22 protein-coding genes and 1 pseudogene are annotated in these 26719 nt (G+C 68.8%); 4 read left to right on the top strand and 19 right to left on the bottom strand.

Annotated elements, in window-relative coordinates; genetic code table 11:
- The 18 genes and pseudogenes from CYU89_RS11555 to flhB all read right to left on the bottom strand — a co-directional run.
- Window positions 1-1485: HAMP domain-containing protein (locus CYU89_RS11555; protein ID WP_296281161.1), on the bottom strand; the 1485-nt coding region annotated here is incomplete at its 3' end.
- 214 nt (window positions 1486-1699) lie between these two features.
- Complete coding sequence (locus tag CYU89_RS11550; protein ID WP_296281159.1) at window positions 1700-2893, bottom strand: porin; 1194 nt, start codon at window positions 2891-2893, stop codon at window positions 1700-1702.
- 88 nt (window positions 2894-2981) lie between these two features.
- Window positions 2982-4976, bottom strand: coding sequence for a chemotaxis protein CheA (locus CYU89_RS11545; RefSeq protein ID WP_296281157.1), 1995 nt, complete (start codon window positions 4974-4976; stop codon window positions 2982-2984).
- 49 nt (window positions 4977-5025) lie between these two features.
- Entirely contained in the window at window positions 5026-5391 is a 366-nt protein-coding gene (locus CYU89_RS11540) for a response regulator (RefSeq protein ID WP_055944462.1), read from the bottom strand.
- Window positions 5388-5699: an STAS domain-containing protein gene (locus CYU89_RS11535; protein WP_296281155.1), complete on the bottom strand. Its 312-nt coding sequence runs from the start codon at window positions 5697-5699 to the stop codon at window positions 5388-5390. The genes CYU89_RS11540 and CYU89_RS11535 overlap by 4 nt, the downstream gene beginning before the upstream one ends.
- 185 nt (window positions 5700-5884) lie before the next feature.
- Entirely contained in the window at window positions 5885-6874 is a 990-nt protein-coding gene (locus CYU89_RS11530) for a chemotaxis protein CheW (RefSeq protein WP_296281153.1), read from the bottom strand.
- Window positions 6871-7653: a ParA family protein gene (locus CYU89_RS11525; RefSeq protein ID WP_296281151.1), complete on the bottom strand. Its 783-nt coding sequence runs from the start codon at window positions 7651-7653 to the stop codon at window positions 6871-6873. Before CYU89_RS11525 ends, CYU89_RS11530 begins: the two co-directional genes overlap by 4 nt.
- On the bottom strand, window positions 7653-8615 hold the full coding sequence (gene motD, locus CYU89_RS11520) for a flagellar motor protein MotD (protein ID WP_343125255.1): 963 nt from the start codon (window positions 8613-8615) through the stop codon (window positions 7653-7655). The genes CYU89_RS11525 and motD overlap by 1 nt, the downstream gene beginning before the upstream one ends.
- Window positions 8616-8633: 18 nt before the next feature.
- Window positions 8634-9374: a flagellar motor protein gene (locus tag CYU89_RS11515; protein ID WP_296281149.1), complete on the bottom strand. Its 741-nt coding sequence runs from the start codon at window positions 9372-9374 to the stop codon at window positions 8634-8636.
- 244 nt (window positions 9375-9618) lie between these two features.
- Window positions 9619-11364: a chemotaxis protein CheA gene (locus tag CYU89_RS11510; protein ID WP_296281148.1), complete on the bottom strand. Its 1746-nt coding sequence runs from the start codon at window positions 11362-11364 to the stop codon at window positions 9619-9621.
- Window positions 11365-11391: 27 nt separating this feature from the next.
- Window positions 11392-11535, bottom strand: coding sequence for a hypothetical protein (locus tag CYU89_RS11505; protein ID WP_296281146.1), 144 nt, complete (start codon window positions 11533-11535; stop codon window positions 11392-11394).
- Window positions 11536-11572: 37 nt separating this feature from the next.
- Window positions 11573-12190, bottom strand: a complete 618-nt coding sequence (locus CYU89_RS11500; RefSeq protein ID WP_296281144.1) for a protein phosphatase CheZ — start codon at window positions 12188-12190, stop codon at window positions 11573-11575.
- Window positions 12190-12570 carry a chemotaxis response regulator CheY gene (locus CYU89_RS11495; RefSeq protein WP_296281172.1) on the bottom strand — a complete coding sequence of 127 codons (381 nt, stop codon included), beginning with the start codon at window positions 12568-12570 and terminating at the stop codon, window positions 12190-12192. Before CYU89_RS11495 ends, CYU89_RS11500 begins: the two co-directional genes overlap by 1 nt.
- Window positions 12571-12694: 124 nt before the next feature.
- Entirely contained in the window at window positions 12695-13447 is a 753-nt protein-coding gene (locus CYU89_RS11490; RefSeq protein ID WP_296281142.1) for an RNA polymerase sigma factor FliA, read from the bottom strand.
- Window positions 13444-14256 (bottom strand): annotated as a pseudogene (locus tag CYU89_RS11485) (MinD/ParA family protein); the annotation flags it as partial. The pseudogene CYU89_RS11485 and the gene CYU89_RS11490, both read right to left, overlap by 4 nt.
- A gap of 55 nt (window positions 14257-14311) precedes the next feature.
- The gene (gene flhF, locus CYU89_RS11480; protein ID WP_296281140.1) at window positions 14312-16000 is read right to left on the bottom strand and encodes a flagellar biosynthesis protein FlhF; all 1689 of its coding nucleotides are present in this window, start codon (window positions 15998-16000) and stop codon (window positions 14312-14314) included.
- 48 nt (window positions 16001-16048) lie between these two features.
- On the bottom strand, window positions 16049-18133 hold the full coding sequence (gene flhA / locus CYU89_RS11475) for a flagellar biosynthesis protein FlhA (RefSeq protein WP_296281138.1): 2085 nt from the start codon (window positions 18131-18133) through the stop codon (window positions 16049-16051).
- Window positions 18130-19260 (bottom strand): flagellar biosynthesis protein FlhB, encoded by a 1131-nt coding sequence (flhB, locus tag CYU89_RS11470; protein ID WP_296281137.1) that lies wholly within the window; start codon window positions 19258-19260, stop codon window positions 18130-18132. Before flhB ends, flhA begins: the two co-directional genes overlap by 4 nt.
- 111 nt (window positions 19261-19371) lie before the next feature.
- Between flhB and CYU89_RS11465 the strand changes: the two genes are divergently transcribed.
- The 4 genes from CYU89_RS11465 (at window position 19372) to CYU89_RS11450 (ending at window position 25571) form a co-directional block, all read left to right on the top strand.
- The gene (locus CYU89_RS11465; protein ID WP_296281134.1) at window positions 19372-19758 is read left to right on the top strand and encodes a hypothetical protein; all 387 of its coding nucleotides are present in this window, start codon (window positions 19372-19374) and stop codon (window positions 19756-19758) included.
- A gap of 62 nt (window positions 19759-19820) precedes the next feature.
- Window positions 19821-21110, top strand: coding sequence for a TolC family protein (locus tag CYU89_RS11460; RefSeq protein WP_296281132.1), 1290 nt, complete (start codon window positions 19821-19823; stop codon window positions 21108-21110).
- A complete protein-coding gene (locus CYU89_RS11455; protein WP_296281131.1) occupies window positions 21107-22384 on the top strand; it encodes an efflux RND transporter periplasmic adaptor subunit in 1278 nt (425 codons plus the stop codon). Before CYU89_RS11460 ends, CYU89_RS11455 begins: the two co-directional genes overlap by 4 nt.
- A gap of 25 nt (window positions 22385-22409) precedes the next feature.
- Window positions 22410-25571 carry a CusA/CzcA family heavy metal efflux RND transporter gene (locus CYU89_RS11450; protein ID WP_296281170.1) on the top strand — a complete coding sequence of 1054 codons (3162 nt, stop codon included), beginning with the start codon at window positions 22410-22412 and terminating at the stop codon, window positions 25569-25571.
- 68 nt (window positions 25572-25639) lie between these two features.
- Here CYU89_RS11450 and CYU89_RS11445 read toward each other — a convergent pair whose 3' ends face one another.
- Window positions 25640-26623 carry a GGDEF domain-containing protein gene (locus CYU89_RS11445; protein WP_296281130.1) on the bottom strand — a complete coding sequence of 328 codons (984 nt, stop codon included), beginning with the start codon at window positions 26621-26623 and terminating at the stop codon, window positions 25640-25642.
- Window positions 26624-26719 lie beyond the last annotated feature (96 nt).

The raw sequence follows: 26719 nt of genomic DNA, 5'->3' as shown, positions 1-26719 counted from the left end.
GGCCGACTCTGCGTTCTGGCGCACGGTGGAGGTCAGTTCCTCCATGGAGGCGGCGGTTTCTTCCAGGTTGGCGGCCTGCTGTTCGGTACGGCGCGAGAGGTCGTTGTTGCCGGCGGCGATTTCACCGGCGGCGGTGTTGATGCTCATGGCCGCCATCTGGATGCCGCCGACGATTTCGGTCAGCTGCGTCACGGTGGCGTTCGCGTCGTCGCGCATGTTGGCGAACACCCCGTGGAAGTCGCCTTCCATGCGCGCGCTCAGGTCGCCGCGTGCGATGGCCCGGAGCAGGGCGGACACTTCCGCCAGGTTGCCGTCGGTGGTTTCCATCAGCTGGTTCAGTCCGCCGATCATGTCGCGGAAGTCGTACTGGTACTGTGCCACGTCGCCGCGCTGGCTGAAGTCGCCGGAAGCAGCCGCCGCGGCCAGACGCTTGATCTCGGCATTGATGGCCGACAGGTTGGCCTTGGTGGCGTCCATGGCTTCGGTGAGCTGGGCCTTCTCACCGGGCAGGCGATCCATGTCGATCGACAGGTCGCCGACGGCGTAGCGCTGCATCACTTCCACCAGGCGCAATTTGACGGCGATGTGCGAACCGACCAGTGCGTTGGTGTCGCGCACCATGCGGCCGTAGTCGCCGGGGAACGTGCTGTCGTCCATCCGGTAGCTGATCCGTCCTTCGTCATGGCGCGCCGCCATTTCGCTCTGTGCGGCGATGACCGATTTCACCTGCGTCTGCATGCGCTGCATGGAACCGAGCAGGTCCCCGAGCTCGCTGCGGTCGTCGACCGTGATCTGGCGATCGAGCTGGCCGCGCGCCACGGCGTCGGCGACGCTCATGACGTCGGCCATCGGTCGCACGATCGAGCGGGTGATGAGGACCGCAGCGGCGATGGCCAACAGCATTGCCACCACCACCAGCAGCCCGATCGCCTTGATGTTCGTGTTGTAGCCGGCCTCCTGTGCAGCCACCGCGCTGTCCAGCACCTTCATTTTTGCGTCCAGCATCCGCCCGACAGCATCGGCGGTGGCCTGGCGCAAATCGCCGGCACCACTGGCAGGGGTCAGATCGCCGACCTTGACGGACTCGATCAGGCGGCGGCTGTTCTCGAAGTACAGCGCGGCCTTGGCCATCATCTCCTGGTGCAGCGCCTTGTCCTGCGGGTCGGACAGGCTGCTGCCATACGCCTTGGAAAGCTCGTCGAAGGCCTTGCCGCCCGCGATCAGCTCATCCGTGTATTCGGCGACCTTTTCCGGGTCCTCGTAGCCGGCCACGAGGCCACGCTCGCTGACGCGGTACTCGGCCAGCATCGTGGCCATGCGCCCCAGGTCGCGGATGGCCGGGACTTCCTTCTTGGTGATGTCGAGCACGACGTCCTGGGCCACGCCCATCCGCTGCGCGGAGAAAGCCCCGGTGGCGACGATGAGCAGGACGAGCACGGCGAAGCCGATGGCCAGGCGCTTGCCGATCTTGAGGTGCTTGAACATGAAGGAAGTCTCGATGGAGTTCAGTGGGTGGGGCCGGTGCATCAGAGGGAAGCAGAGCGGTCCATGCCCTTGGTGCGATATCTGTTCCTGAGTAACGGCGGTGTCCGACGGTTCTTGATGACCGTTCGGCGGAAAAGTAAGCGTGCTTACCTGCGTGTCGACGTCGTGCCCGCGCAGACCGTGACGGGCGGCGCGGGCGCTGTGGAATGCACGGTCAGAAATGCATCTGTGCGCGCAGCTCGAACACGGACGGGTCGGCGGCGAACGCGCCACGCGTCGCATCGCTCTTCACGTAGTTGGCCTGGAACTTGAAGTACGGCGTCAGGTACCAGTTGGCGCCCAGCGTCCAGTCGTGCTGGCGGCCACCGGCGATGCCGTCGCTGTCCAGGTCGATGCGGCTGTAGCGCGCCAGCAGTTCCACCGCGCCATGGGCGGCTTTCGGTTTGGGGTTGGCGACGTTGCCGCCGCTGTAGCCGCGCGACTCGCCGGTCACCATCCAGCTGGCGAACACGTAGCCGCCGTCTGCCGAATACGAGGGCAAGCCGAGGTCACGGGTGGTCTTCTGCCGCAGGTACTCGCCCTGTACCGACCACGGCCCATGGATCCACAGTGCCTCCAGGCCGGTGCGGTCGATGCGGTCCACGCGCGTCAGCGTGCCCGAGTCCACCAGGCGCACGGACGTGAGCGCGGCTTCCGGACGCGCACGCCAGCGGACGCTGGGATGAACGGTGATGCCGAGGCCGTTGACCTCGCTGTCGGGACGCTCCTGCGACCCCGCGATGCCCAGGTGGAGCACGTCGCCGGCCGCCTTGCGCGGCGTCCAGGCCATGCGGACGGCCGTGGTGTCGCCCTTGTTGTTGCCCAGCAGGTCGGATTCGAAGAAGTAACCGGCGTTGACGAGGTAACGCTCGCGCTCGAACGCCCAGTCGATGCCGCTGCGACGGTTCTCGTAGAACGCCTGGGTCGGCAGGGCGGCTTCCAGGAAACTCACCGAACGGGTGGCGGTGTTGCCTTCGAAACCGAGCGGCACCTTCATCTGGCCGATGCGCAGCTTGCCCACGTCGTGGCCGAACAGTGCCTTGGTTTCCACGCGCAGGGCGACGTCGTTCCAGCTCTTGGCATGGAAGTCGTAGGTGACGCCCAGGTCGTACACGCCCTTCCTGCGCAGGGTCAGGCCGAGTTCCTGGCGACGCCAGGCATCGTCGTCCTCGAGTGCGGCGCCGTTGTAACCGTCACCGGAGAAGCGGTTGAGGTCGTACTGCAGGTTGCCGCCGAGGCTGAGTTCGGTGCCGTTGGCGAACGTGATCTTCGGCGGCCATGCGGTGGCCGTGGTCTTGCCGTCGTCGGCGCGGGCGCCGGCATGGACGGCCAGCAGCGAAAGGGCGAGGGTGGAAAGCAGGTACTTCATGCGTATACCGTCAGAGTAAGGGCGTGCGTCGGCGAGCACCGTCCGGCTGGGACGGTGCGGACACCCGCGCAACGCGGGAAGAGGGGAATCAGGCGGCCTGCTGCATCCGGCGCGCTCGGACCAGGCCACCGACGTCGACGATGAGGGCCACGCGGCCATCGCCGAGGATGGTGGCGCCGGAAATGCCCTCGATGCGGCGATAGTTGTTTTCGAGGTTCTTAACCACGACCTGCTGCTGGCCGATCAGCTCGTCGACTTCCAGTGCGAGCTTCTGGCCGTCGGCCTCCACCACGACGACCAGCGGGTCGGCGTTGCGGTTGTCGCCGTAGCGGTAGTACGCGTTCAGCGCGACGATCGGCAGGTATTCGCCGCGGACGCGCAGCACGCGGCCGTCGCCGCCGACGGTGCGGATGTCCTCGCTCTGCGGCTGCAGCGCTTCCAGCACGTAGGTCAGCGGCAGGATCAGGGTTTCGTCGCCCACCGACACCGCCATGCCGTCGAGGATGGCCAGCGTCAGCGGCAGGCGGATCACCACGCGGGTGCCCTGGCCGGCCGCGCTTTCCAGCTGCACTTCGCCGCCGAGCGCCTGGATGTTGCGGCGGACCACGTCCATGCCGACGCCGCGTCCCGACAGATCGGTGACGGCCTCGGCAGTGGAGAAGCCGGGCTGGAAGATGAGGTCCCAGACCTGCGAATCGGTCGGGTTTTCCGGCACCGCCAGGCCGCGCTCCGCGGCCTTGGCGAGGATGCGGTCGCGATTGAGGCCGCGGCCATCGTCGCTGACTTCGATGACGATGTGGCCGCCCTGGTGCGAGGCCGCCAGCGTGATGGTGCCGGTCTCGTCCTTGCCGGCCTGCGTGCGCACGTCGGGCATTTCAAGGCCGTGGTCGATCGAGTTGCGGACCAGGTGCACGAGCGGATCGGCGATGCGTTCGATCAGGCCCTTGTCCAGTTCGGTGCCTTCGCCGATGGTGCGCAGGCGCACCTGCTTGCCGAGGCGCGCGGACAGGTCGCGGACCAGGCGCGGGAAGCGGCGGAACACGGCGTCCACCGGCAGCATGCGCACGCCGATGACGGCCTCCTGCAGGTCGCGCGTGTTGCGCTCCAGCAGGTCGAGGCCGGCGAACAGGCGTTCGCACTGGGCCTGGTCGAGCAGGCCGGAGACCTGCTTCAGCATGGCCTGGGTGATGACGAGTTCGCCCACCAGGTTGATCAGGCCGTCGATCTTGTCGACGCTGACGCGGATGGAGGTTTCGGCCGCGTCGTTGGCGGCCGGCGTGGCGGTGGCCGGCGGCTGCGCGCCGCTGGCGACGACGGCGGCGACCGGCTGCGCGGCCACGGCGGCGGCCTCGACCGGCACGGCGGTGCGCTGCAGGGGCTGGATGTCGAGTTCGCAGTCGTCGACGACCCACGCGAATACGTCGTCCACCGCGCTGCGCGGCACCTTGCCGATCAGGCCAAGGTCCCAGGCGAGATAGGCTTCGAGCGGATCGATCTGCTCGAAGCCGGGCAGGCGCTCCATGCGGCACGCGATTTCCAGCGGGCCCAGGTGTTCCAGTTCGCGCAGGATGCGCAGCGGATCGTTGCCGCTCATGAACAGCGACGGCGCCGGCGTGAAGCCGATCTTCCAGCCATCGGGTTCGGCGTCCTTCGCCGCGGCGGCGGCCGGCGCCGCGGCCGGGACGGGCGCGTCCTGGCCGGACAGCACCGCGTTGAGGCGGTCCTTCATGGCCTGCACGGCGGCGGGATCGGCCGGCGTGCCGTGTTCGGCCTCGGCCAGCAGCGCGCGCAGCACGTCGACGGAGGCTAGCATCGCGTCGACCGCAGGCGGGCTGACGGCGCGCTGTCCGGCGCGCAGTTCGTCCAGCAGCGTTTCCAGCACGTGGGTCATGCCGGCGATGGCGTCGAAGCCGAAGGTCGCCGAGCCGCCCTTGATGGAATGCGCGGCGCGGAAGATGGAGTTGATCAGGTCGCCGTCGCGGCTGCCCTGTTCCAGCGACAGCAGGCCCGCTTCCATGGCTTCCAGCCCTTCGCGGCTTTCCTCGAAGAACGTAGCGTGGAAACGCTGCATGTCCATGTTCATGGCGACGGTGCCCTGGTGCGGTCGGAAGGGAAGCGGAGGGAGGGAGGGATCAGCCCAGGACTTTCTGGACGGTGGCGACCAGCTGTTCCGGGTTGAACGGTTTGACCAGCCAGCCGGTGGCGCCGGCGGCCTTGCCTTCGGCCTTCTTGTCGGCGGCCGATTCGGTGGTCAGCATCAGCATCGGCGTGAACTTGTAGTCCGGCAGGCCGCGCAGCGCGCGGATCAGCGAGATGCCATCCATGTTGGGCATGTTGACGTCGGTGACGACGGCATTGAACTTCTGTCCCTGCGCGCGTCCCAGCGCCACCTGGCCGTCTTCGGCCTCATCGACCGAGAAGCCCGCCGAGCTCAGGGCGAAGGCGACCATCTGTCGCATCGAGGCCGAATCGTCCACTACCAGAATGCGTGCGCTCATGCGGCGTTCTCCACTTGTTGCGTGTTGTGTTCGTTGTCGTCGGCCAGGCCGAACTGCGGGGAGAGGCCGAGCAGGCGCGCGGCATCGCGGAAATTCTGGCTGACCGCACTGAAGTCGGTGGCCAGCCCGGCCTGCTCGCGCTGCCGCACGAAGCTGCAGAGCACCTGCAGGCTGGCGGTATGCACGCGCTGCACGGCGCCGGCGTCGAGCGCCAACGTTCCCGGCTGCGCGACATGCGGGGCCAGATGCTGCTTGAGGTCGGTGGCGGCCTCGATACCGAGGTCGTCACCCAGGGGCACAGCGCTCATCGTGTCTCCGGAAAGGCGGCTCTGGTGATGTATCGGCGCGGCATGGCGGGTCTTGAGGGGCGCGAGTGAATGTGTGATGGATTTCTGGAAAGCCAGGCTTAACGGCGAGGCGTGCGTGGAGATGCGCGAGGGGTGCGCGAAAGGAGGCCCGCCGCTTGCTCACGCCTCTCCACGGACTCCACCCTTCACTGCAGGATCCGCGAGGCATCCAGCAGGATGACCGCGCACGCGTTGAGGCGTGCCACGCCGCGGAACAGCGGGTTCGCCATGCGGCCCACGCGGGCGTTGTCGGGCGATTCGATCTGCTGGTCGGCGAGGTTCGCGACATCCTCGACCGCGGTCACGCGCAGCCCCAGCGTTTCGCCGTGCTCCTCGAGCACCACGATGCGGGTGACCGCGTCGACCTCGATGCTGCGCCGGCCCAGGTAGAGCCCCAGGTCGATCACGGGCACCACCTGGCCACGCAGGTTCATCACGCCGAGCATGTGCGGCGCGGCGCCCCGTAGCGGCAGCAGGGTGGCCGGACGCACCACCTCCTGCACCTTCAGCAGCTCGAGGGCGTAATGCTGCTGGTCGCAGCGCAGCCGCAGCCAGCGGGTCTTGCGCTCGGTGGCGCGACGCCGCTCGCCGGTGTCGGGCTGGGACAGCAGGAAGGGCTTCGCCGGCAACGGCGCGACTGCGCGCGGCGGGGCGGGGGTCGTCGCCGGCGGCAGGGCTGCCGGCGGTGACGGCGCGACGATGCGCGACGTCGGTGCACCGTCACCGTGCAGGGTGTCGAGCAAGGCCTCGAACTCGTCGTCATCGATCATGTCGGCGGCGTGGCCGGGACGGGTCGGTGCGACGGCGAGCGCGGGCATGGCGGACTCCGCTGCGATGGGGGCGGGTACGACGGCCGTGGGCACGCCGTCGCCATGCAACTGGTCGAGCAGCGCTTCGAATTCGTCATCGCTGATCAGGTCCGCTTCGCTGCCCGGACGCGTCGGCGCCACGGCGAGCGCGCCCGCGGAGGCGGAGGCGGAGGCCGGGACCGTGGCAGGTGCTGTGGCATGGATCGGGTCGGCGGCGGGCGCTGCGGGGTCACTGGCGTCCGCGAGGGCCGCCTGTGCGGGTACCGGCGTGGCGGCGTCGCCCAGCAGGTCCAGGAGGTAGTCGTCGAGGACGGCGGGGGTCGTCATGCCGCCTGCTCCGTGTCGCGCGCTTCGGTGAGCAGCAGCCAGTCGAGTGCGCGGCGGTAGGCCGACAGGCCACGGCCGGGGTACTGCGCGACCGGGCTGGAACGGGTCAGCGCGTCGACGCTGCAGATGCGGGTGTCGTTGGGAATGGCGTCGTTCCAGACGCGTTCGCCGTATTCGTCCTGCATCGCCTTGAGCGTCTCGGCCCCGGTGCGCGTGCGCTTGTCGTGCAGCGTGGGCAGGATCGACACCGGCAGCGGGCGATGGCGCGAGCGCTGGATCATCTCCGCGGTCCGGCACATGCCCTTCAGGCCGTGCAGCGCCAGCGGTTCGGTCTGCGTCGGGATGATGACGTGGTCGGCCGCGGCCAGCGCGTTGACCATCAGCAGGCCGAGCGTCGGGGGACAGTCGAACAGCACGTGGTCCCATGCGTGCCCGCCGCGCGCCAGCGCATTGGACAGCGCAAGGCCCAGGCCGGGCTGGGTGGCGCTGCGGCGCTCCAGCGTGGCCAGCGGCGTCTGCGCGGCGACGAAGGCGAGATTCTCGATTTCGGTCGGGCGCGCCACGCTCGCGAGCGTCGGCGGTTGTTCGTCGAACAGGTCCAGCACCCCGTTCGGCTGAGGGTCGGTTGCGACGCCGAAGGCGCGCGTCAGCGACGCATGCGGGTCCAGGTCGACCAGCAGCACGCGATGGCCGCGCATGGCCAGGCCGCGCCCGAGGGCGAGGGTGGTGGTGGTCTTGCCGACGCCGCCTTTCTGGTTGGCGATTGCCCACACGCGCATCACTGGACTCCTTCATGGACCTGGGGCGCCGGCGGCGCTCCGGGCATGGACGTCGCGGCGTGGGTCGGCACCGGCGGCAGCGAGATCACCGACGGCGGCGCGACGGCCTGGTCCTGTGCCTGCAAGTTCGGTGCCGGTCCGCTGGGACTGGCCAGGATGATCAGCAGCACGCGGCGGTTGCTGTTGCGGCCCTCCAGCGTGGCGTTGTCGCCGATAGGGCGGAATTCGCCATAGCCGATCATCGCCAGCCGTTCCGGCGGAATTCCGTCGCGGACGAACAGGTGGACGACGCTGGCCGCGCGTGCCGACGACAGTTCCCAGTTGGAGGGGAACTGGGAGGTGCGGATCGGGCGGTCGTCGGTGTAGCCCTCTACGCGTACCGAATTGGGCACGTTGCCCAGCACCTCGGCCAGCTTGCCGACCGTTTCCTGTGCCTGCGGGTCCAGGGCCGCCGAACCGGTCGCGAACAGGATGTCGCTGTTGATCTGTACCTCCAGCCACAGCGCCGACCGCTTGATGGTGACCAGCTTCTCGTCGATCAGCGGGGCCAGTGCGCGTTCCAGGTCGTCGGCGATGCGTTTCAGTTCGCCCTGCGCCGCCTGCAGCGCATTCGCGTCGAGCGACATGTTCATCTGCGAGGCCATCGCCGCCAGCAGGGTGACGTTCGGCGAAGGCGAGGGGGCCGAGGGACCTTTCTTGGCGCCGGACTTGATGGGGGACGGGCGGTCGAAGTCCGCGCCCTGCAGCTGGTGGTTGCCCACCTGCACGGGATTGATCGTGCGCGGCGCGCCGCCGAAGGCAGCGGTCAGCGAGTCGGCCACCACCCGGTACTTGCCTTCATTGACGGTAGAGATGGCGTACATCACCACGAAGAAGGCCAGCAGCAGCGTCATCAGGTCGGCATACGGGATCGCCCAGGCCTCGTGGTTGGCGTGCTCTTCATGCTTCTTGCCGCGTGCCATCGGTATCGTCCCGCGCGCTCAGTGCAGGAAGCCGGCCAGCTTGGCCTCGATGTTGCGCGGGTTTTCGCCCTGCGCGATGGCGATCAGGCCTTCGATGATCATTTCCTGTTCGCGGCTGCGCCCGCCGATGACGCTTTTCAGCTTGCTGGCGATGGGCAGGAAGAGCAGGTTGGCCGAGGCGATGCCGTAGATGGTCGCGGTGAACGCGGCGGCGATGCCGTGGCCGAGCTTGCTGGGGTCGGCCAGGTTCTTCATCACCGCGATCAGGCCGAACACGGCGCCGATGATGCCCAGTGTGGGCGCGTAGATGCCCATCGCTTCGAATACCTTGGCGGCGGCGAGGTCCTGGTGCTCCTGGCCGTTGAGGTCGATCTCCATCATGTGGCGGATGGCCTCGGGCTCGACACCGTCTACCAGCATCTGCAGGCCCTTCTTCAGGAAGGGATCGTCCTGCTGGCCGACCACCGGCTCCAGGCCCAGCAGCCCCTGCTTGCGCGCGATGTTGCTCCACTCGACGATCTGCGCGACCAGCGCATCGCCATCGTTGCCCGGCGGCCGGATCACCCAGCGCGCGATCGACAGCGCGCGCTTGAACACCGGGGGAGGCGTATGCACCAGGATCGCGGCGATCGTCCCGAGGATGACGATGACGAACGCCGCCGACGACCACAGCGACGACAGGCCCGCGCCCTTGAGGATGCTGCCGCCCACCAGGGCGACCAGCGCCAGCAGGAGTCCGATGAGGCTGAAGATGTCCATGTGCTGATCTATCGGCCCGATCGAGGGGGACTTGAGGTGAGCTTCTTGTAGGAGCGACGTGAGTCGCGATCGCGATCACACAGACATCGAGTTGTCATGTCGCGCATGATCTGGAATCGCGAGCTGTCGCCTTGCTGTTGCAGAAGCGACGTTGTTTGCGGCCGGGTCACACCGCCATCCAGACGTCATGGTGTGCAGGGCGTGCGGTCGCGACTCACGTCGCTCCTACACGGAGCACAACGCCTCACGCCGTCGCGCGCAGACCATCGACGTCGAGGATCAGCGCCATGCGGCCGTCGCCGATCAGGGTGGCGCCGGCATAGCCGGGCAGGCCGCGCACGGCGCGCGGCAGGGGCTTGATGACGACTTCCTCGCGACCGCGGACCTGGTCGACGATCAGGCCGAAGCGCTGTTCGCCCATCTGCAGCACCACGATGGTGAGCAACGGAGCCATCACCGGGTCCACGCGCAGCCACTGGCGCAGATCGACCAGCGGCAAGGTGTGGCTCTGGCGGTCGAGCACGGCCTGTCCATCGAACCAGCGCAGGCTTTCGGACGGCGCATGCAGCACCTCCATCACGCGCGCCAGGGGCAGGGCGTAGACCGGCTCGCCGGCCTGCACGAGCAAGGTGGGCAGGATCGCGAGGGTCAGGGGCACGCGGATGACGAAGCGGCTGCCGCGCCCGACATCGGAATGGATGGTGATCTGGCCGCTGAGTTCGCGGATGCGCGACTGCACGACGTCCATGCCGACGCCGCGGCCGGAGATGTCGGTGACCTCGGCCTTGGTGGAGAAGCCGGGCAGGAAGATCAACTGCAGGCACTCGTCGTGGCTGAGGCGGGCGGCGGCCTCGGGATCGATCAGGCCCTTCTCCAGCGCCTTCGCGCGCAGGCGTTCCGGATCGATGCCGGCACCGTCGTCGCGGATCTCGATGGTGACGAAGTCGCCTTCCTGCTGCGCCGACAAGCGCACATGGCCGGCGCGCGGCTTGCTGCAGGCCTCGCGCAGCGACGGCACCTCGATGCCATGGTCGATGGCGTTGCGCACCAGGTGCACGAGCGGATCGGCCAGGGCCTCCACCAGGTTGCGGTCGAGCTCGGTGTCGGCGCCGACCAGTTCCAGGTCGACTTCCTTCTGCAGCTGGCGGGCGACGTCGCGGGCCACCTTGGGGAAGCGCGAGAACACCTTGCCGACCGGCTGCATGCGCGTGCGCATGACGGCGGTCTGCAGGCGGGCCGTGGCGATGTCCAGGCTGCTCACGGCGCGGTCCAGTTCCTCGTCGCGGATGCGTGCGCGGAGCGTCTTCAGGCGGTTGCGCGACAGCACCAGCTCGCCGACCAGGTTGACGATGGCGTCCAGCCGCTTGGTGTCCACGCGGATGGTCTGTTCCGCTTCGCCCCCGGCCTTGGCGGCCGGCTTGGGTGCCGCGGATCTCGCCGGGGTGGGCGCGGGCGCTGCAGGCGCCGGCGAGGGCGGCACCACGCTCGTGGGCGCACCGCCGCCATGCAACTGGTCCAGCAGGGCTTCGAACTCGTCGTCGCCGATCAGGTCGCCTGCAGGCGCGGCGGCGGCGGGCACCGCGCTCGCCTTTTGTGCCGGCGCGGGCGTGCCGCCGTGGGCATCGAACTGGTCGATCAGCGCCTGCGGTGCATGGGGCGGATCTTCGCTGGCGCCGATGGCGTCCAGCATCTGCTGCAACCAGTCCAGCGACTGCTGGGCGGCGTCGAAATGCTGGGGTTCCAGCGTGGCCTGTCCTGCGCGTACCAGGCCGAGCGTCTCTTCGGCCGCATGGCACAGGTTGACCATCGGCTGGATGCCGAGGAAGCCGGCGCCGCCCTTCAGCGTGTGGAAGCCGCGGAAGACCGCGTTGAGCTGTTCGCTGTCCGAGGGATCCTGCTCCAGCGTGACCAGCTGTTCGCCGAGCCGGTCGAGGATTTCCTGCGCTTCGATCAGGAAGTCGGCGGCGATTTCGGGGGTGACGGCGGACATGGGCGGGACGGTTACCGGGTCGGGCGATCAGCGGGAGGAGTCGAGCAGGCGCATCGCATGCGCGTGGCGCCGGCGGAGCATGCGACCGACCAGCACGTCGCAGACCAGCAGCAGGCCCACGAGCACGAGGACGACGGGATGGCGGTAGCGGGGGGCGGACGCGACGGGCATGGCAGGTCTCCGGTTCCGCAGTGCGCGTCCCCCGGGGCTACAACCCCAGGCCGGACAGCAGGTCGTCGGCGTCGTCCTGCGAAAATGCATTGCGGTCCAGACCAGCAACGGCCGGGCCGGCGAGTTCTGAAGGCTTGTCGCGGTTTTTTTCCGGCGGCGGAAGGCCGAGGGCGCCGAAACCTTCGTGCACGCGGCGCACGATGCCGGCCACCCGGCGGATGATCTGGCCCGTCAGGTCCTGGTAGCTCTGTGCCAGCGCCATCTCCGACAGCCCCTTGCCGATGCTGTCCACCAGCGCGGCCTGCTCGGCGGACAGCGGGGTGGTCTTCAGCTGGGTGGCGTAGCTCCGGCACTGCTCGGCCAGGTCCAGGGTCTTGTGGCTGGCCTGTTCGGTCATTTCGACCACGTGGTCCAGCCGCGCGCAGGCATCGTCGAGATCGCCGGCGTCGGTCGGCGGCAGTTCGCCCAGCGTCTGCGCCAGTTCGCGGGCAAGCCGGCCCAGGCCCTGCATCATGGGCTGCGTGCGCCAGGCGGCGATGGCATCCAGTTCGCGCCGCCAGCCGGCTTCGTCGCCCTGTTCGAGGGCGTCGAGTGCGGTCTGCAGTTTCTCCACGAGTGCCGCGCGGGCGCTGGTGGCATCGGCGACGGCGCTCATCAGGCGGCCGCTCCGAGACGTTCGAAAATCTTGCCGAGCTTCTCTTCCAGCGTCTGCGCGGTGAACGGCTTGATGATGTAGCCGTTCACACCGTTCTGCGCCGCTTCGATGATCTGCTCGCGCTTGGCTTCGGCCGTCACCATCAGCACCGGCAGGGTCTTGTAGCGATCGTCGGCGCGGATGGCTTTCAGCAGCTCGATGCCGGTCATGCCGGGCATGTTCCAGTCGGTGACCACGAAGTCGAAACTGCCCTGGCCCAGCGCGGTCAGCGCGCTGTTGCCGTCCTCGGCCTCGGCGGTATTGGTGTAGCCGAGGTCGTTGAGCAGGTTCTTGATGATGCGGCGCATGGTGGAGAAGTCGTCCACGATCAGGATGCGCATGTTCTTGTTGGTCACGGATGCTCCGGTATTGCGTGGACGGTGGGTCTGGTGGGGATATCGGCCGGGGGCGGGAAAGGTTTAGCGGAGGCGACACCGCTCCTGCGGGGTCGCGCGATTGCCAAGGTCACTCGTCGTCTTCCAGCCCCGCGTCCGCCTTCTCGAACACCTGCAGGCGGCCGCGCAGGCGCACCATCGCCTGGCCGTGGATCTGGCAGACGCGGGATTCGCTCACGCCGAGTACGGCGCCGATTTCCTTCAGGTTGAGCTCCTGCTCGTAATACATCGACAGCACCAGCTGTTCGCGCTCGGGCAGGTGGCCGATCGCCTTGACCAGTTGCTGGCGGAACTCGCTGCGCTCCAGGTTCTGCTGTGGCGACGGACCGCCGGTGCGGGAGGTGTTGGGTTCGCCGTGGTCGTCGATGTGCGATTCCAGGCTGAGAACCTGGCCGCGCGCAGCGTCTTCCATCAGGCGCAGGTACTCCGGCAACGGCATCTCCATCGCGGACGCGACTTCGGTGGCGATGGCGGCGCGGCCGGTGCGCTGCTCGATCTCGCGCACGGTCGCCGCGGCCTGGCGGGCACGACGGTGCACCGAGCGCGGGACCCAGTCGCCGCGACGGATTTCGTCGATCATCGAACCGCGGATGCGGATCGAGGCATAGGTTTCGAAGGATGCGCCCTGTTCGGCGTCGTAGCTGCGCGAGGCTTCCAGCAGGCCGATCATGCCGGCCTGCACCAGGTCGTCGATCTCCACGCTGGCCGGCAGTCGCGCCGCAAGGTGGTGCGCGATGCGGCGGACCAGGTCGGCGTGCTGGGTGACGAAGTCGTTGGCGTTGCCGCGCTGCACGGCGCGGTACTGGGCGGCGGCGGTGTTCATGCGGCCACCCCGCGCTGGATCAGGCGTTCGACGAAGAACTCCACGTTGCCGCGGGCGCCGACCGGCGGCTGCCAGCGCGCCGTCGTGCGTGCGATCTCGGCGATGGCACGCGCCGAGGGGCTGCCCGGGTATGCCTTCACGACGGCCTGCTGGCGCTGCACCGCACGGCGCAGCCAGTCGTCCTGCGGCACGGCGCCCAGGTAGTGCAGGGCGACGTCGCCGAGGAAGCGCTCGCACACGCGGGCCAGCTTCTCGTACAGCTTCCGGCCTTCATTGGGGTCGCGGACCATGTTGGCGATGACGTGCACGCGGTCCAGACCGCGTTCGCGCGCCAGCACCTTGATCAGCGCGTAGGCGTCGGTGATCGAGGCCGGCTCGTCGCAGACCACCACCACGGTGTCCTGCGCGGCCTGGCAGAAGGTCAGCACGCTGTCGGTGATGCCGGCGGCGGTGTCCACCACCATGAAGTCGAGGGCGCGCTGCAGTTCGGAGAACACGTTGACCAGGCCGACGTGTTCGGCCGGCGTCAGTTCGGCCATGTGGCGGAACCCGGACGAGGCGGGCACCACCAGCACGCCTTCGGGCCCTTCCAGCAGCACGTCCTCCAGGCCGCAACGGCCGGCGACGAGATCGGCGAGGGTGAACTTCGGCGACAGGCCGAGCAGCACGTCCACGTTGGCCAGGCCCAGGTCGGCGTCCATCAGCAGCGTGCGCTTGCCCATTTCGGCGAGCGACACGGCCAGGTTGACCGACACGTTGGTCTTACCCACGCCGCCCTTGCCGCCGGTGATGGCGACGACGCGCACGGGATGGAAGGCGCCGGGCAACGGCGGGGTGCTGCGGGGATTGGTCTGCAGCGGGTGGTCAGGCGACATGGGTGGCCTCGGTCGAGCAGGGTTCGTCGGCTTCGCGGCGCAGCTGGTCAAGCCGCAGCACGAGGTGGGCGCTGTTGGCGCGGTGGAGATCGTCGGGGACGCGCTGGCCGTCGGTCACCCAGGTCATCGGCAGCTGGTGGTCGACGACCACGCTGAGCGCGCTGCCCAGGCGGCCGGTCTCGTCCAGCTTGGTCAGCACAACGCCTTGCGGCTGCACCGTGCTGAAGCGGCGCACGACTTCGTCCAGGTCGGAGAAGTGCGAATTCGCAGGCAGGCAGAGCAGGGTCCTGACCTGGCCCGAGGCGCGCAGCCAGTTGAGCTGGCCGACCAGGTTGCGGTCGCGCTGGCCCAGGCCGGCGGTGTCGATCAGAACCAGCTTGTAGTCGCGCAGGCGCTCCAGCACCAGCGCCAGGGTCTGCGCGCTGTCGGCCTCGTGCACGGCGATGCCGAGCTGGCGGCCGTATCCGTGCAGCTGCTCGCGGCCGCCGACGCGCACGGTGTCGGTGGTCACCAGCGCCACGTCGCGCGGGTTGTGGCGCTGTGCGAAGCAGGCGGCCAGCTTGGCGATGGTGGTGGTCTTGCCGGCACCGGTGGGGCCGACCAGGGCGATCACGCCGCCGGTCTCCAGCAGGTCGGCGTCGAGCACCGGCAACTTCTTCGACAGCAGGCCCAGCATCAGGCCGCGGCCGCGGTGGGCTTCGGTGTCGGCGGGGATCTGCAGGGCGATGTCGCGGGTGATGCCGGCGTCGAAGCCGTAGTCTTCCATCAGCTCCATCGCCTGCATGCGCACCGGCGAACCGCGCAGGCGTTCGTCGGTGAGGCGGTGCATTTCGCGTTCGATCATCTCGCGCATGGCCGCCAGTTCGCCGCGCATGTGCACCAGTTGCTCATCGCTTTCGCGCGCCTCGGCGGCGTTGTCGCTGACGACCGTCAGCGTCGGCACGGTGATGGCGGCGGGGGGCGGCGTGGGCCCGGTGGCGGTGATGCGGCTGGCGTGCAGCACGGCGACGGGCACCGGCTCGGGTTCGGGCAACGACACCGGCGGCGCGATCGACGGCAGCAGCGCATCGAGGTCCAGCGTGTCGTCGATGTCGGCGCGCGGCGCGGCCGGGCGGCGCGTGGTCCTGGCGGGTTCGGGGGCGGCGACGGGTTCGTTGGCCGGTGCTGCGGGCAGGCAGGCGGCGAGCTTCGCTGCGAAGGATTCGGGTTCGATCAGCAACGGCGCGATGTCGCGCACGACCGGTGCCGGCATCTCGGCGGCCGGAACCGGCGTGGCGGCCTCAGGCGCGCGCGGCGGAACGATCGGGGCGGGCGCCGCCGCGACGTTCGCGACGTGCGCGGGCTTCGCCGGTTCGGCGCGCGGTGCGGCGGGCGTCGCGGGCTGGCGGCGGGCGAAATAGCTGGCGGCGGCTTCGGCCGGCGACAGCGTCGGCGCGTTCGCGGCCGGTGCCTGCGGTGCAGGGTCGAGTAGCGGATGCAGGGGTGCGGCCGGCGTGGCCGGGCGCATCGCCTCCAGGGTGTGCTTGACCAGCGCTTCGTCGTAATTGCTGGCGGCGACGATCTCGACGCCGTCTTCGGTGACGCGGTTGGACAGGATCACCGCGTCCGGGCCGTGTTCCTGGCGGACCATGGCGAAGGCGGTGCGCATGTCGGGAGCGACGAAGCGTTTGATTTTCATGGCGTGCTATCCGGTTCGGTATCGCGTCGGGTTCTGCTGATCCCGGTCTCAGCTGATCGTGCCCACCAGCTTCAACCGCTTGTCTTCGGGAACCTCGCTGTAGGCCAGCACCGACAGCGAGGGGACGCTGTGGCGGACCAGGCGGGCAAGGGCGGCGCGGACCGTTCCCGGTACCAGCACCACCGCAGGCTCGCTGCGGGCTTCCTGCTTGGTCACCACGTCGGCGAGGCTCTGGTGCAGGCGTTCCGCCAGTCCCGGTTCCAGCGCCGCGCCGGTTCCCTGGGTGCTGTCCTGCAAGACGCGTTCCAGATTCGGCGCCAAGGTATAGACGGGCAGTTCCGGTGCCATGCCGGAGATCTCCTGCACGATGAAACGGCCCAGCGAGGTGCGCACGGCGGCGGTGAGCGCGGCCGGGTCGGCGTTCTGCGGGGCGAATTCGACCAGTGCCTCGACGATGCGGCGCAGCTGGCGGATGGGCACGCGCTCGATCAACAGGTTCTGCAGCACGCGCACCACGGTGGCCAGCGGCAGCGCCTTCGGAGTGAGGTCCTCGACCAGCTTCGGCGCGTTGCGGCCCAGCTGCGCGAGCAACTGCTGCACTTCCTCGTGGCCGAGCAGCTCCGGGGCGTGTTCGCGCACCAGGTGCGAGAGGTGCGTGGCCATGACGGTGGCCGGATCGACCACGGTGTAGCCCAGCGATTCAGCGGTCGCCTTCTGGTGCGACTGGATCCACACCGCGTCCAGCCCGAACGCCGGGTCCTTGCCGGGGATGCCGTCGATGGTGCCGAACGCGCCGCCCGGATCCAGGGCCAGTTCGCGGTCGGGATGGATCTCGGCCGAGGCGACCGGCACGCCGTGCACCAGCAGTCGGTACCCGTTGGAGGGGAGTTCCAGGTTGTCGCGGATGTGTACCGGCGGCACCAGGAAGCCCAGGTCCTGCGTGAGCTTGCGGCGCACGGCCTTGATGCGCGACATCAGTTCGCCGCCCTGGTTCTTGTCCACCAGCGGGATCAGCCGGTAGCCCACTTCCAGGCCCAGCGGGTCGACCGGGCGCAGTTCGTCCCAGGTCAGTTCGGCGTTGCGGTCGGGCGCGCCGGGGCCGGTCAGGGCAGGCACGTCGCCGGCGGCGGCTTCGGGGCTTTCCTGGGTCCGCTTCCACATCTTCCAGGCCAGGTAGCCGATGCCGGCGGCCAGCGTCAAAAAGGCGACGTTGGGCATGCCGGGCACCAGGCCGACCAGGCCCAGCACGCCGGCCGCCACGGCCAGCGCCTTGTGCTGGCCGAACGCCTGGCCCATCACGGCCTGGCCCATGTCCTCCGAGCGCGAGGCGCGGGTCACCAGCATGGCCACCGCCGAGGACACCAGCAGGGCAGGCAGCTGGGCGACCAGCCCGTCGCCGATCGACAGCAGGGTGTAGGTGGACGCCGCCTCGGCGGCCGGCATGCCGTGCTGGAACATGCCCACGGCGAAACCGCCGATGAGGTTGATGAACAGGATCAGGATGCCGGCGATGGCATCGCCACGAATGAACTTGTTGGCGCCGTCCATCGAGCCGTAGAAGTCGGCTTCCGCGCGGACTTCCTCGCGGCGGGCCTTGGCTTCCTCGCGGGTCAGGATGCCGGCGTTGAGGTCGGCGTCGATGGCCATCTGCTTGCCGGGCATCGCATCGAGGATGAAGCGCGCGGAGACCTCGGCGATGCGGCCGGCGCCCTTGGTGATGACCACGAAGTTGATGATGGTCAGGATCGCGAACACCACGATGCCGACCGCATAGTTGCCGCCGACCACGAACTCGCCGAAGGCGGCGATGACCTTGCCGGCGGCCTCGTGGCCGTCCTGGCCGTTGAGCAGGATCACGCGGGTGGACGCCACGTTCAGCGCCAGGCGCAGCATCGTGGTCATCAGCAAGATGATCGGGAAGATGGTGAAGTCGAGCGGCCGCTTGACGTAGATCACGGCCAGCAACACCACCAGCGAGATGGCGATGTTGAAGCTGAAGAGCGCATCCAGCACCGGCGGCGCCAGCGGCACCACGATCATGGCCAGCAGCGCCAGCACGACCAGCGGCGCTCCCAGGCCGTTCTTCAGCATGTCCATCCAGCGCATGCCGCCGGTGGCCGGCTGGGCGCTCATGCCCGGCCTCCGTGTTCGTCGATATCGACGCTGGGCAGGTCGGGCAGCGCGGCTTCGCCGACGCGCCAGGCGCGCAGCTGATAGACGTAGGAGAGGATCTGGGCGACGGCGGCGTACATTCTCACGGGGATTTCCCGGCCAAGCTGCCCTTCGCGATACAAGGCGCGTGCCAAAGGCGGCGCCGAGACGATGGCGATGCGGTGGGCGTCGGCCACTTCGCGGATGCGCATGGCCAGCTCGTCCACGCCCTTGGCGACCACGGTGGGTGCGCCCATCTGCCCGGCCTGGTACTTCAGCGCGACGGCGTAGTGGGTGGGGTTGACCACGATCACGTCGGCGGTCGGCACGTCCTCCATCATCCGGCGCTGCGACATCTGGTGCTGCATCTGGCGGATGCGGCCTTTCACTTCCGGGCTGCCTTCGCTTTCCTTCATCTCCTTGCGCAGTTCTTCGCGGGTCATCTTCAGCTTCCGCAGCCAGTTCCACTTCTGGTACGGCGCATCGATGGCGGCGAGCAGGATCAGGCCACCGGTGGTCGCCAGCAGCAGGGTGCTGGTGAAGGACAGGCCGCTGCGGACGGCCTGTTCCAGTGGCATGGTCAGCAGCTCGCGCAGCGGATTCAGTCCCAGCTTCAGGCAGACCGCCGCCGCGCCGCCGATCAGGGCCACGCGCAGCAGGGATTTCAGCAGCTCGGCCACGCTCTCCGGGCCATAGAGGCGCTTGAGGCCGGACGCCGGGTTCAGTCGCTTGAAATCGGGCATCAGCGACTTCTTCGAGAACTGCAGGCCGCTCATCAGGGCCGGCGCCGCGACACCTGCCGCGACGCAGATGGCCGCCACCGGCGCGATCGCGACCAGCAGCTTCAGCATCAACAGACCGACGTAGCCGAACAGCTGGTCCGGCTGGCGCATCAACATGGGGTCGGGCGTCAGGGCCATCTTCATCCAGCCCAGCGCGTCGCGCGCCAGGCCGGGGCCCATGCCGATGATGGCCAGCACGCCCGCGCCGAACACCGCCGCCGTCGCCAGCTCGCGCGATCGCGGGATGTTCCCTTGTTCACGGGCCTCGCGAAGTCGTTTTTCGGTGGGTAACTCAGTGCGTTCGCCGCTTTCGTCCTGCTCAGACATGGCGCATTTCCGACGGGGTCGGGGCGGTCGCTGCAAGGCCCGTTCCAGACCGGGCCGGAATCCCGGCGTGAAATTGCCTAACGTCACATGCGCCGGCTAGGATGCCCGCCGATGCTCCGCTTCCTCCGCCATCGCCGTGTCGCCTTGCTGCGCCTGCCTGCGCTGGCAATGCTGTTGCTGGCGGTACTGGCCAACCCCGTGCTCGCCTCACTGGGCGACCTGCACGAGTTGGGCAACGGCAACGAGCACCTGCACGCCGTCAACGAGCACGCCGACGTCGCCACCGGGCACGACCATGCCGATGGAGAAGCGGGCGAGGGTGATCTGCTGCATGCGCTGATGCATGCGAGCCACTGCTGCGGCCACCTGACTGCGATCGTGCCGGCGCCGATGCGCGTGCCGGCGATGATCCTGCGTGACGTCACTCCCATCATGGCGACGGTCCCCATGGCGCACGCGCCAAGGGCTTCGTTACTGCGGCCTCCGATCGCCGCGTGATGCCCGCAGCGGGCTGACGTCCTGTCGCCCGCGCCCCATCACCGACGTTCCGGAGACTTCCCATGTGGTTGCGACTGGCGGCATTGGCCGCCTTCGCGATCGCGCCGTGCGTGCACGCACAGGCGCCATCGCCTGCTGTTCCCCCTGACACCCTGACGCTGGACGACGCCATCGCGCGCGTCGCCCGCGTACACCCTGACCTGCGCCTGTTCGGCGCGCGTACCGAAATCCTGCTGGCCGAACGCGAGGTGGCCTCGCTGCGGCCTGCGTTGCGTGCCGGCCTGGACGTGGAAAACGTCCTCGGCAGCGGCAATGCGCGTGGCTTCGATCAGGCGGAGGTCACCCTCACCCTGGCCGGCGTGCTGGAACGCGGCGGCAAGCTGGATGCCCGCCGCACGCTTGCGCAGGCCCGTATCGATGCGTTGTCCGTACAGCGCGAGGCGCAGCGCCTCGACCTGCTCGCCGACGTCGCACGGCGTTATCTCGCTGTCACCGGCGCACGCGCCGCGGCTGTCGTGGCGCGCCGGGACATCGCCCAGCGCACGCGTACCGTGGCGGCCGCACGCCAGCGCCTGCAGGCGGGTGCATCGCCCGAATCGGTCGTGCTGACCGCGCAGGCGGCGCTGGCACGTGCGGAACTCGCGCTCGCCCGCGCCGAACAGCAATCCGTGGCCGCGCGGCAGCACCTGGCCGCGTTGTGGGGCGAGCGTGATCCGCGGTTCATCCTCGCCGACGGTGATCCGCTGGCGTTGCCGCCGGTGGCGGACATGGCCGAGCTGGCCACGTTCCTGCAGGGCACGCCCGAACTGGCACAGATTGCCGACGAGCGTCGCATCCGCGAGGCACGCGTGCGCTTGGCGCGTACGGCCGCCACCCCGGATCTCGACTGGCAGGTGGGCGTGCGCCGTTTGCAGGATGGCGACGACACGGCACTGGTCGGTGGCGTGTCGCTGGCGCTGGGCGGTGCACGCCGGGCGCAACCCGGGATCCGCGCGGCCGAAGCCGATCTTGCATCGCTGGAGATCGAACGCGAGTCGCGTGATGTTGCGCTGTATTCCACCCTCACCGATGCGCATGGCCGCTACCGCGTGGCGCAGCTCGATGTGCAGCGCACGCGCGACGACGTACTGCCACGCCTGGTGCGCGCCGAACAGGCGGCCGAACGCGCGTACCGCGCCGGTGCCATCAGCTATCTCGAATGGGCGCAACTGCAGTCCGAGACCACCGCGACGCGCCGTCAGCAACTGGACGCGGCGCTGGAGGCGCATCTCGCGCTGATCGAACTGCAGCGCCTCACCGGCCAAGCCCTCGTGGCCGCACCGACGACCCCCGAACAAGGAATCTCGCCATGACGTTGCGTCCCCTGATGAGCGCGCTTGCGCTGTCCCTGCTGCTGTCCGCGTGCGGTGGCAAGAACGACGATCACGCCGACGACCACGGCAGCGAAGCCGGGCATGGCCACGACGAAGGCGCTGGCCACGGTGAAGAAGAAGCGGGACGCGGAGAACATGGCGGTCGCGTGTTGGAACAGGGCGGCTACCGCGTGGAACTCGCCATCGCCGAGTCCGGCACGCCGCCGACCTACCAGGCGTGGCTGTACCGCGACGGCAAACCGTTGCCGGCCACTGCCGGCAGCGTCGAGGTCCGCCTGGTCCGCCTTGGCAACGTGCGCGAAAACCACGTGTTGGCGCCGCAGGCGGATGGCCGCCTGCTGGCGAAGACCGTGGTCGGCGAACCGCATTCCTTCGATGTCGAAGTGCTGGCCAAGGTCGAAGGCAAATCGCTGCGCTGGACCTACGACAGCTACGAAGGCCGCACGACCATCGGCGCGAAGATCGCCGAAGACTCCGGCATCCGCGTCGCGCCGGTGCAGGCCGGCACGATCGCCGACGAACACGAGGTGCAGGGCCTGCTGACGCCGGTGGAAGGTCGCGTCGCCAACGTCGCCGCGCGCTTCCCGGGTCCGATCCGCCGCCTCGCCGTCAATGCCGGTGACCGTGTTCGGGCCGGGCAGACACTGGCGACGGTGGAAAGCAATCTCAGCCTGACCACGTACTCGGTCACGTCTCCGATCAACGGCGTGGTGCTGGCGCGCAACGCCAGCATCGGTAGCGTGGCGGGCGAGGGCGCCACGCTGTTCGAAGTCGCCGACCTGTCATCGTTGTGGGTGGACCTGCATATCTTCGGGTCCGACGCCCAGCACATCGTGCCCGGGGTACCGGTGACGGTGACGCGCCTGAGTGATGGCGTCACCGCGCAGACAACGCTGGAGCGCGTGCTGCCCGGCACCGCGACCGCCAGCCAGAGCACGGTTGCACGCGCGACGCTGGAGAACAGCGATGGCCTGTGGCGTCCCGGTTCGGCGGTGAAGGCGCGCATTACCGTAGAGCAGCAGCCTGCTGCGATGGTGGTGCCGCTCGCTGCACTGCAGACCTTCCGCGACTGGGATGTGGTGTTCGTTCGCGTCGGCGATAACTACGAGATCCGTCCGGTCGAACTGGGCAAGCGCGATGCGCAGCAGGTCGAAGTCCTGACCGGGCTGAAGGCCGGCGACCAGGTCGTCGTCGAACAGAGTTATCTGGTGAAGGCCGACATCGAGAAATCGGGGGCCTCGCATGACCATTGAGTACGACACCCGGGAACGGCGCGGACTGCTGGAGCGCATCCTGCGCTTCGCCATCGCGCAGCGCTGGCTGATAATGGCGTTGACGTTGGCGCTGGTGGCGGTGGGCGTGTGGAGCTTCGGCAAGCTGCCGATCGACGTCACTCCCGACATCACCAACGTGCAGGTGCAGGTCAACACCGACGCGCCCGGCTATTCGCCACTGGAATCCGAGCAGCGCGTGACCTTCCCGCTGGAAACCGCGCTCGCCGGATTGCCCGGCCTCGACTACACGCGTTCGATCTCGCGCTACGGGCTGTCACAGGTGACGGTGGTGTTCAAGGACGGCACCGACGTGTACTTCGCCCGCCAGCAGGTCGGCGAGCGCATCCAGCAGGTGAAGTCGCAGCTGCCAGCCGGTCTGGAACCGGAGATGGGTCCCATCGCCACCGGCATGGGCGAGATCTTCATGTACACGGTGGAAGCGGAGGAGAAGGCGCGCAAGCCCGATGGCACGCCCTACACCGCCACCGACCTGCGCACGCTGCAGGACTGGGTAGTGCGACCGCAGCTGCGCAACGTGCCCGGCGTGACCGAGGTCAACACCATCGGCGGCTTCGCGCGGCAGATCCACATCAACCCGGATCCCGCGCGGCTGGTCGCGCTGGGTTTCACCCTGCACGACGTGGTGCAGGCGGTGGCGCGCAACAACCAGAACGTCGGCGCCGGCTACATCGAGCGCAACGGCCAGCAGTTCCTCGTGCGCGCACCCGGACAGGTCGCCGACCTCGACGGCATCCGCGACATCGTGCTGGACCGCCGCGATGGCGTGCCGATCCGGGTGCGCGATGTGGCGCAGGTAGGCGAGGGGCCTGAGCTGCGTACCGGTGCGGCGACGCTGGACGGAAAGGAGGTCGTGCTGGGCACGACCTTCATGCTGATCGGCGCCCACAGCCGCGAGGTCTCGCAGGCGGTCGCCACGCGGTTGGCCGAGGCGAACCGCAGCCTGCCGGCCGGCGTGCGCGCCGAACCGATGTACGACCGCACCTCGCTGGTCGACCGCACCATCCGCACCGTGGCCAGGAACCTGGTCGAGGGCGCGATCCTCGTCGTCGTGGTGCTGTTCCTGCTGCTCGGCAACGTGCGCGCGGCGCTGATCACGGCTGCAGTGATCCCGCTGTCGATGCTGTTCACGCTCACCGGCATGGTGCGCGGCGGCGTGTCGGGGAACCTGATGAGCCTGGGCGCGCTGGACTTCGGCCTGATCGTCGATGGCGCCGTCATCATCATCGAGAACTGCCTGCGCCGTTTTGGCGAACTGCAGCAGCGGCTCGGTCGCCTGCCGACGGACGAGGAGCGTCTCGACGCGACCGCGTCGGCGACGGCCGAGGTCATCCGGCCCAGCCTGTTCGGCCTGGGCATCATCACCGCCGTCTACCTGCCGATCTTCGCGCTCACCGGGGTGGAGGGAAAGATGTTCCACCCGATGGCCATCACCGTGGTGCTGGCCCTGAGCGGCGCGATGGTGCTGTCGCTGACGTTCGTGCCGGCCGCCATCGCGCTGTTCCTGCGCGGTCGTGTACAGGAGAAGGAAACGCGGGTGATGGGCTGGGCGCGGCGGGCCTACGCACCGGTGCTGGCCTGGGCGCTGCGCGCGCGCCTGGTGGTGGCGGCGGGTGCGTTCGCGCTGGTCGTGCTGTGCGGCCTGCTGGCCACACGGCTGGGCACGGAATTCGTCCCCAGCCTGGACGAAGGCGATATCGCGATGCACGCCATGCGCATTCCCGGCACCAGCCTGGACCAGGCCGTGCGCATGCAATCCACGCTGGAGGCGAGGCTCAAGCAGTTCCCGGAGGTCCACCGTGTGTTCGGCAAGCTGGGTACGGCTGAAGTGGCGACCGACCCGATGCCGCCGTCGGTGGCCGACACCTTCGTCATGCTGAAACCACGCAACCAATGGCCCGACCCGCGCAAGCCGAAGGCGACGCTGGTGGCGGAAATCGAGAAGGCGGTGGCCGGGCTTCCCGGCAACAACTACGAGTTCACCCAGCCCATCCAGATGCGCATGAACGAGCTGATCTCGGGCGTGCGCGCGGACGTCGCGATCAAGCTCTATGGCGATGATCTCGACACGCTGGTGGAGGTGGGCGAGCGTATCGAGGCGGTCGCCAAGTCGGTGGACGGTGCAGCCGACGTGCGCATCGAACAGGCCACCGGCCTGCCGCTGCTCACCATCACGCCAGACCGGCAGGCACTGATCCGTTACGGCCTGAATCCGGGCGACGTGCAGGACACGGTCGCCACCGCCGTCGGTGGCGAAGTCGCCGGGCAGCTGTTCGAGGGCGACCGTCGTTTCGACATCGTGGTGCGCCTGCCGGAAACGATGCGGCAGGATCCGGCCGCCCTGCACGACCTGCCGATTCCGCTGGGAGGTGCCGGCAACGAGGACGAATCGACGCGCGCGGCAAGCTGGGTCTCGGGAACGCCGGGCACGGTGCCGTTGCGCGAGGTGGCGAAGATCGAGACCACGCTGGGGCCGAACCAGGTCAACCGCGAGAACGGCAAGCGCCGCGTGGTGGTGACGGCCAACGTGCGCGGTCGCGATCTCGGCGGTTTCGTCGATGACCTGCGCACGCGCGTGGGCGCCGAGGTGCAGCTGCCCGCAGGCTACTGGATCGACTACGGCGGCACGTTCGAACAGCTGATCTCGGCCAGCCAGCGCCTGGCGATCGTCGTACCGGCGACGCTGGTGGTGATCTTCGCGCTCTTGTTCTGGGCGTTCGGCTCGGCGAAGGACGCCGCGATCGTCTTCACCGGCGTCCCGCTGGCATTGACCGGTGGCGTCATCGCGCTGGCCGTGCGCGGGATTCCCCTGTCGATCTCGGCCGGGGTGGGGTTCATCGCGCTGTCGGGCGTGGCCGTGCTCAACGGGCTGGTGATGATCGCCTTCATCCGCAAGCTGCGCGCGCAGCGCATGCCTCTGGACGAGGCGGTGGTGGAGGGCGCGCTCGGTCGCCTGCGGCCGGTGCTGATGACGGCGCTGGTCGCCTCGCTCGGCTTCCTGCCGATGGCGTTCAATGTCGGTGCGGGTTCGGAGGTGCAGCGTCCGCTGGCGACGGTGGTGATCGGCGGCATCGTGTCGTCGACGTTGCTGACGCTGGTGGTGCTGCCGGTGCTGTACCGGTGGTGGTGGGCTGGAAACGAGAAGTGAGTGATGGAGCGAGGAGTGAGGGGTGAGAGGAATGGGGTTTCCTCACTCCCCACTTTCTCCGCGCCCTCCTAGAACAGCTCGTCCGCGATCACGTAGCTGTCGCGCCCGGCCGACTTGGCACGGTAGAGCGCGGCATCCGCGCGCGAGAACCAGTCGTGCCAGGTCTTTTCCTGTTCCCTCAACAGGGCGGCGCCCAGCGAGATGGTGATGCGGCCCCCGGGTCCACGCAACGCGCCACGGACGGCCTTGCGCAGCCGCTCGGTGGCGCGCTCCAGGTCCTCGGTGTTGTCGAGCTGCAGCAGCGCCACGAATTCCTCGCCACCGAAACGGAACACCTGGTCGTTGCGGCGCATCTCGAAGCGGAGAATGGAGGCCAGGTCGGCGATGGCGGCATCGCCCGCCGCGTGTCCGTACTGGTCGTTGACGTCCTTGAAGTGGTCCAGGTCCAGGACCACCAAGCCGAAGCAGCATTCGCCGCGCTGGAAGCGGTCGACCGCGTCGCCCAGCGCACGCTCCATGCTGCGCCGGTTCGGAACGCCGGTCAGTGCGTCGATGGCGGCCAGGCGCTCGAGCTGCACGCGGTCGTCCTGCGTGCGGGAGGCGAAGATCAGCGAGAACGCGGTGATAAGCGCGGCACTGACGAACACGGAGATCGCATGCACGCCGTCGTGGAAGAAACCGGGCATCAGCTGGATGCCGACGATCAGCGCGACGTTGCAACCGACCGCCACCCAGCGATGCGCGATGAAGAAGTTGGTCAGCAGCACCAGGTAGGTCCAGGTGAGCGCCGTATGGCCGAGCATCAGGCACGCACCGAACGTGGCGCACGAATTGAACGCCGCCAGCACGTTGCCGGCACGCAGGCTGTCGCCGGTGCGCCACGCATAGACGACCGGCGCCACCACGACCAGGACGACGGCGAGGTCGAAGGCGGCCATGTTGGCATGCCCCTGCCAGGCCCTGTACACGCCGAACGAGGCGATGGTCACTGCCGTGATGGAGCCCAGCAGGACGATGATGTCCAGGCGGAAATCTCGACGTTTGGGCTTCATGGCGAGGGCCGGGTGACGGCGAGGGGAGTCGGTGGATTCGTCGCTCAACGGGAACGGGACAGGTCGGCTGCGCCACCCCGGCGCCCGCGCAGTGTA

Origin of the sequence: Pseudoxanthomonas sp. (assembly GCF_002863005.1) — a bacterium.
GTDB lineage: Bacteria > Pseudomonadota > Gammaproteobacteria > Xanthomonadales > Xanthomonadaceae > Pseudoxanthomonas_A.
Note: the sequence above shows the minus strand (reverse complement) of the source record. Positions and strands in the feature narration are given on the sequence as shown.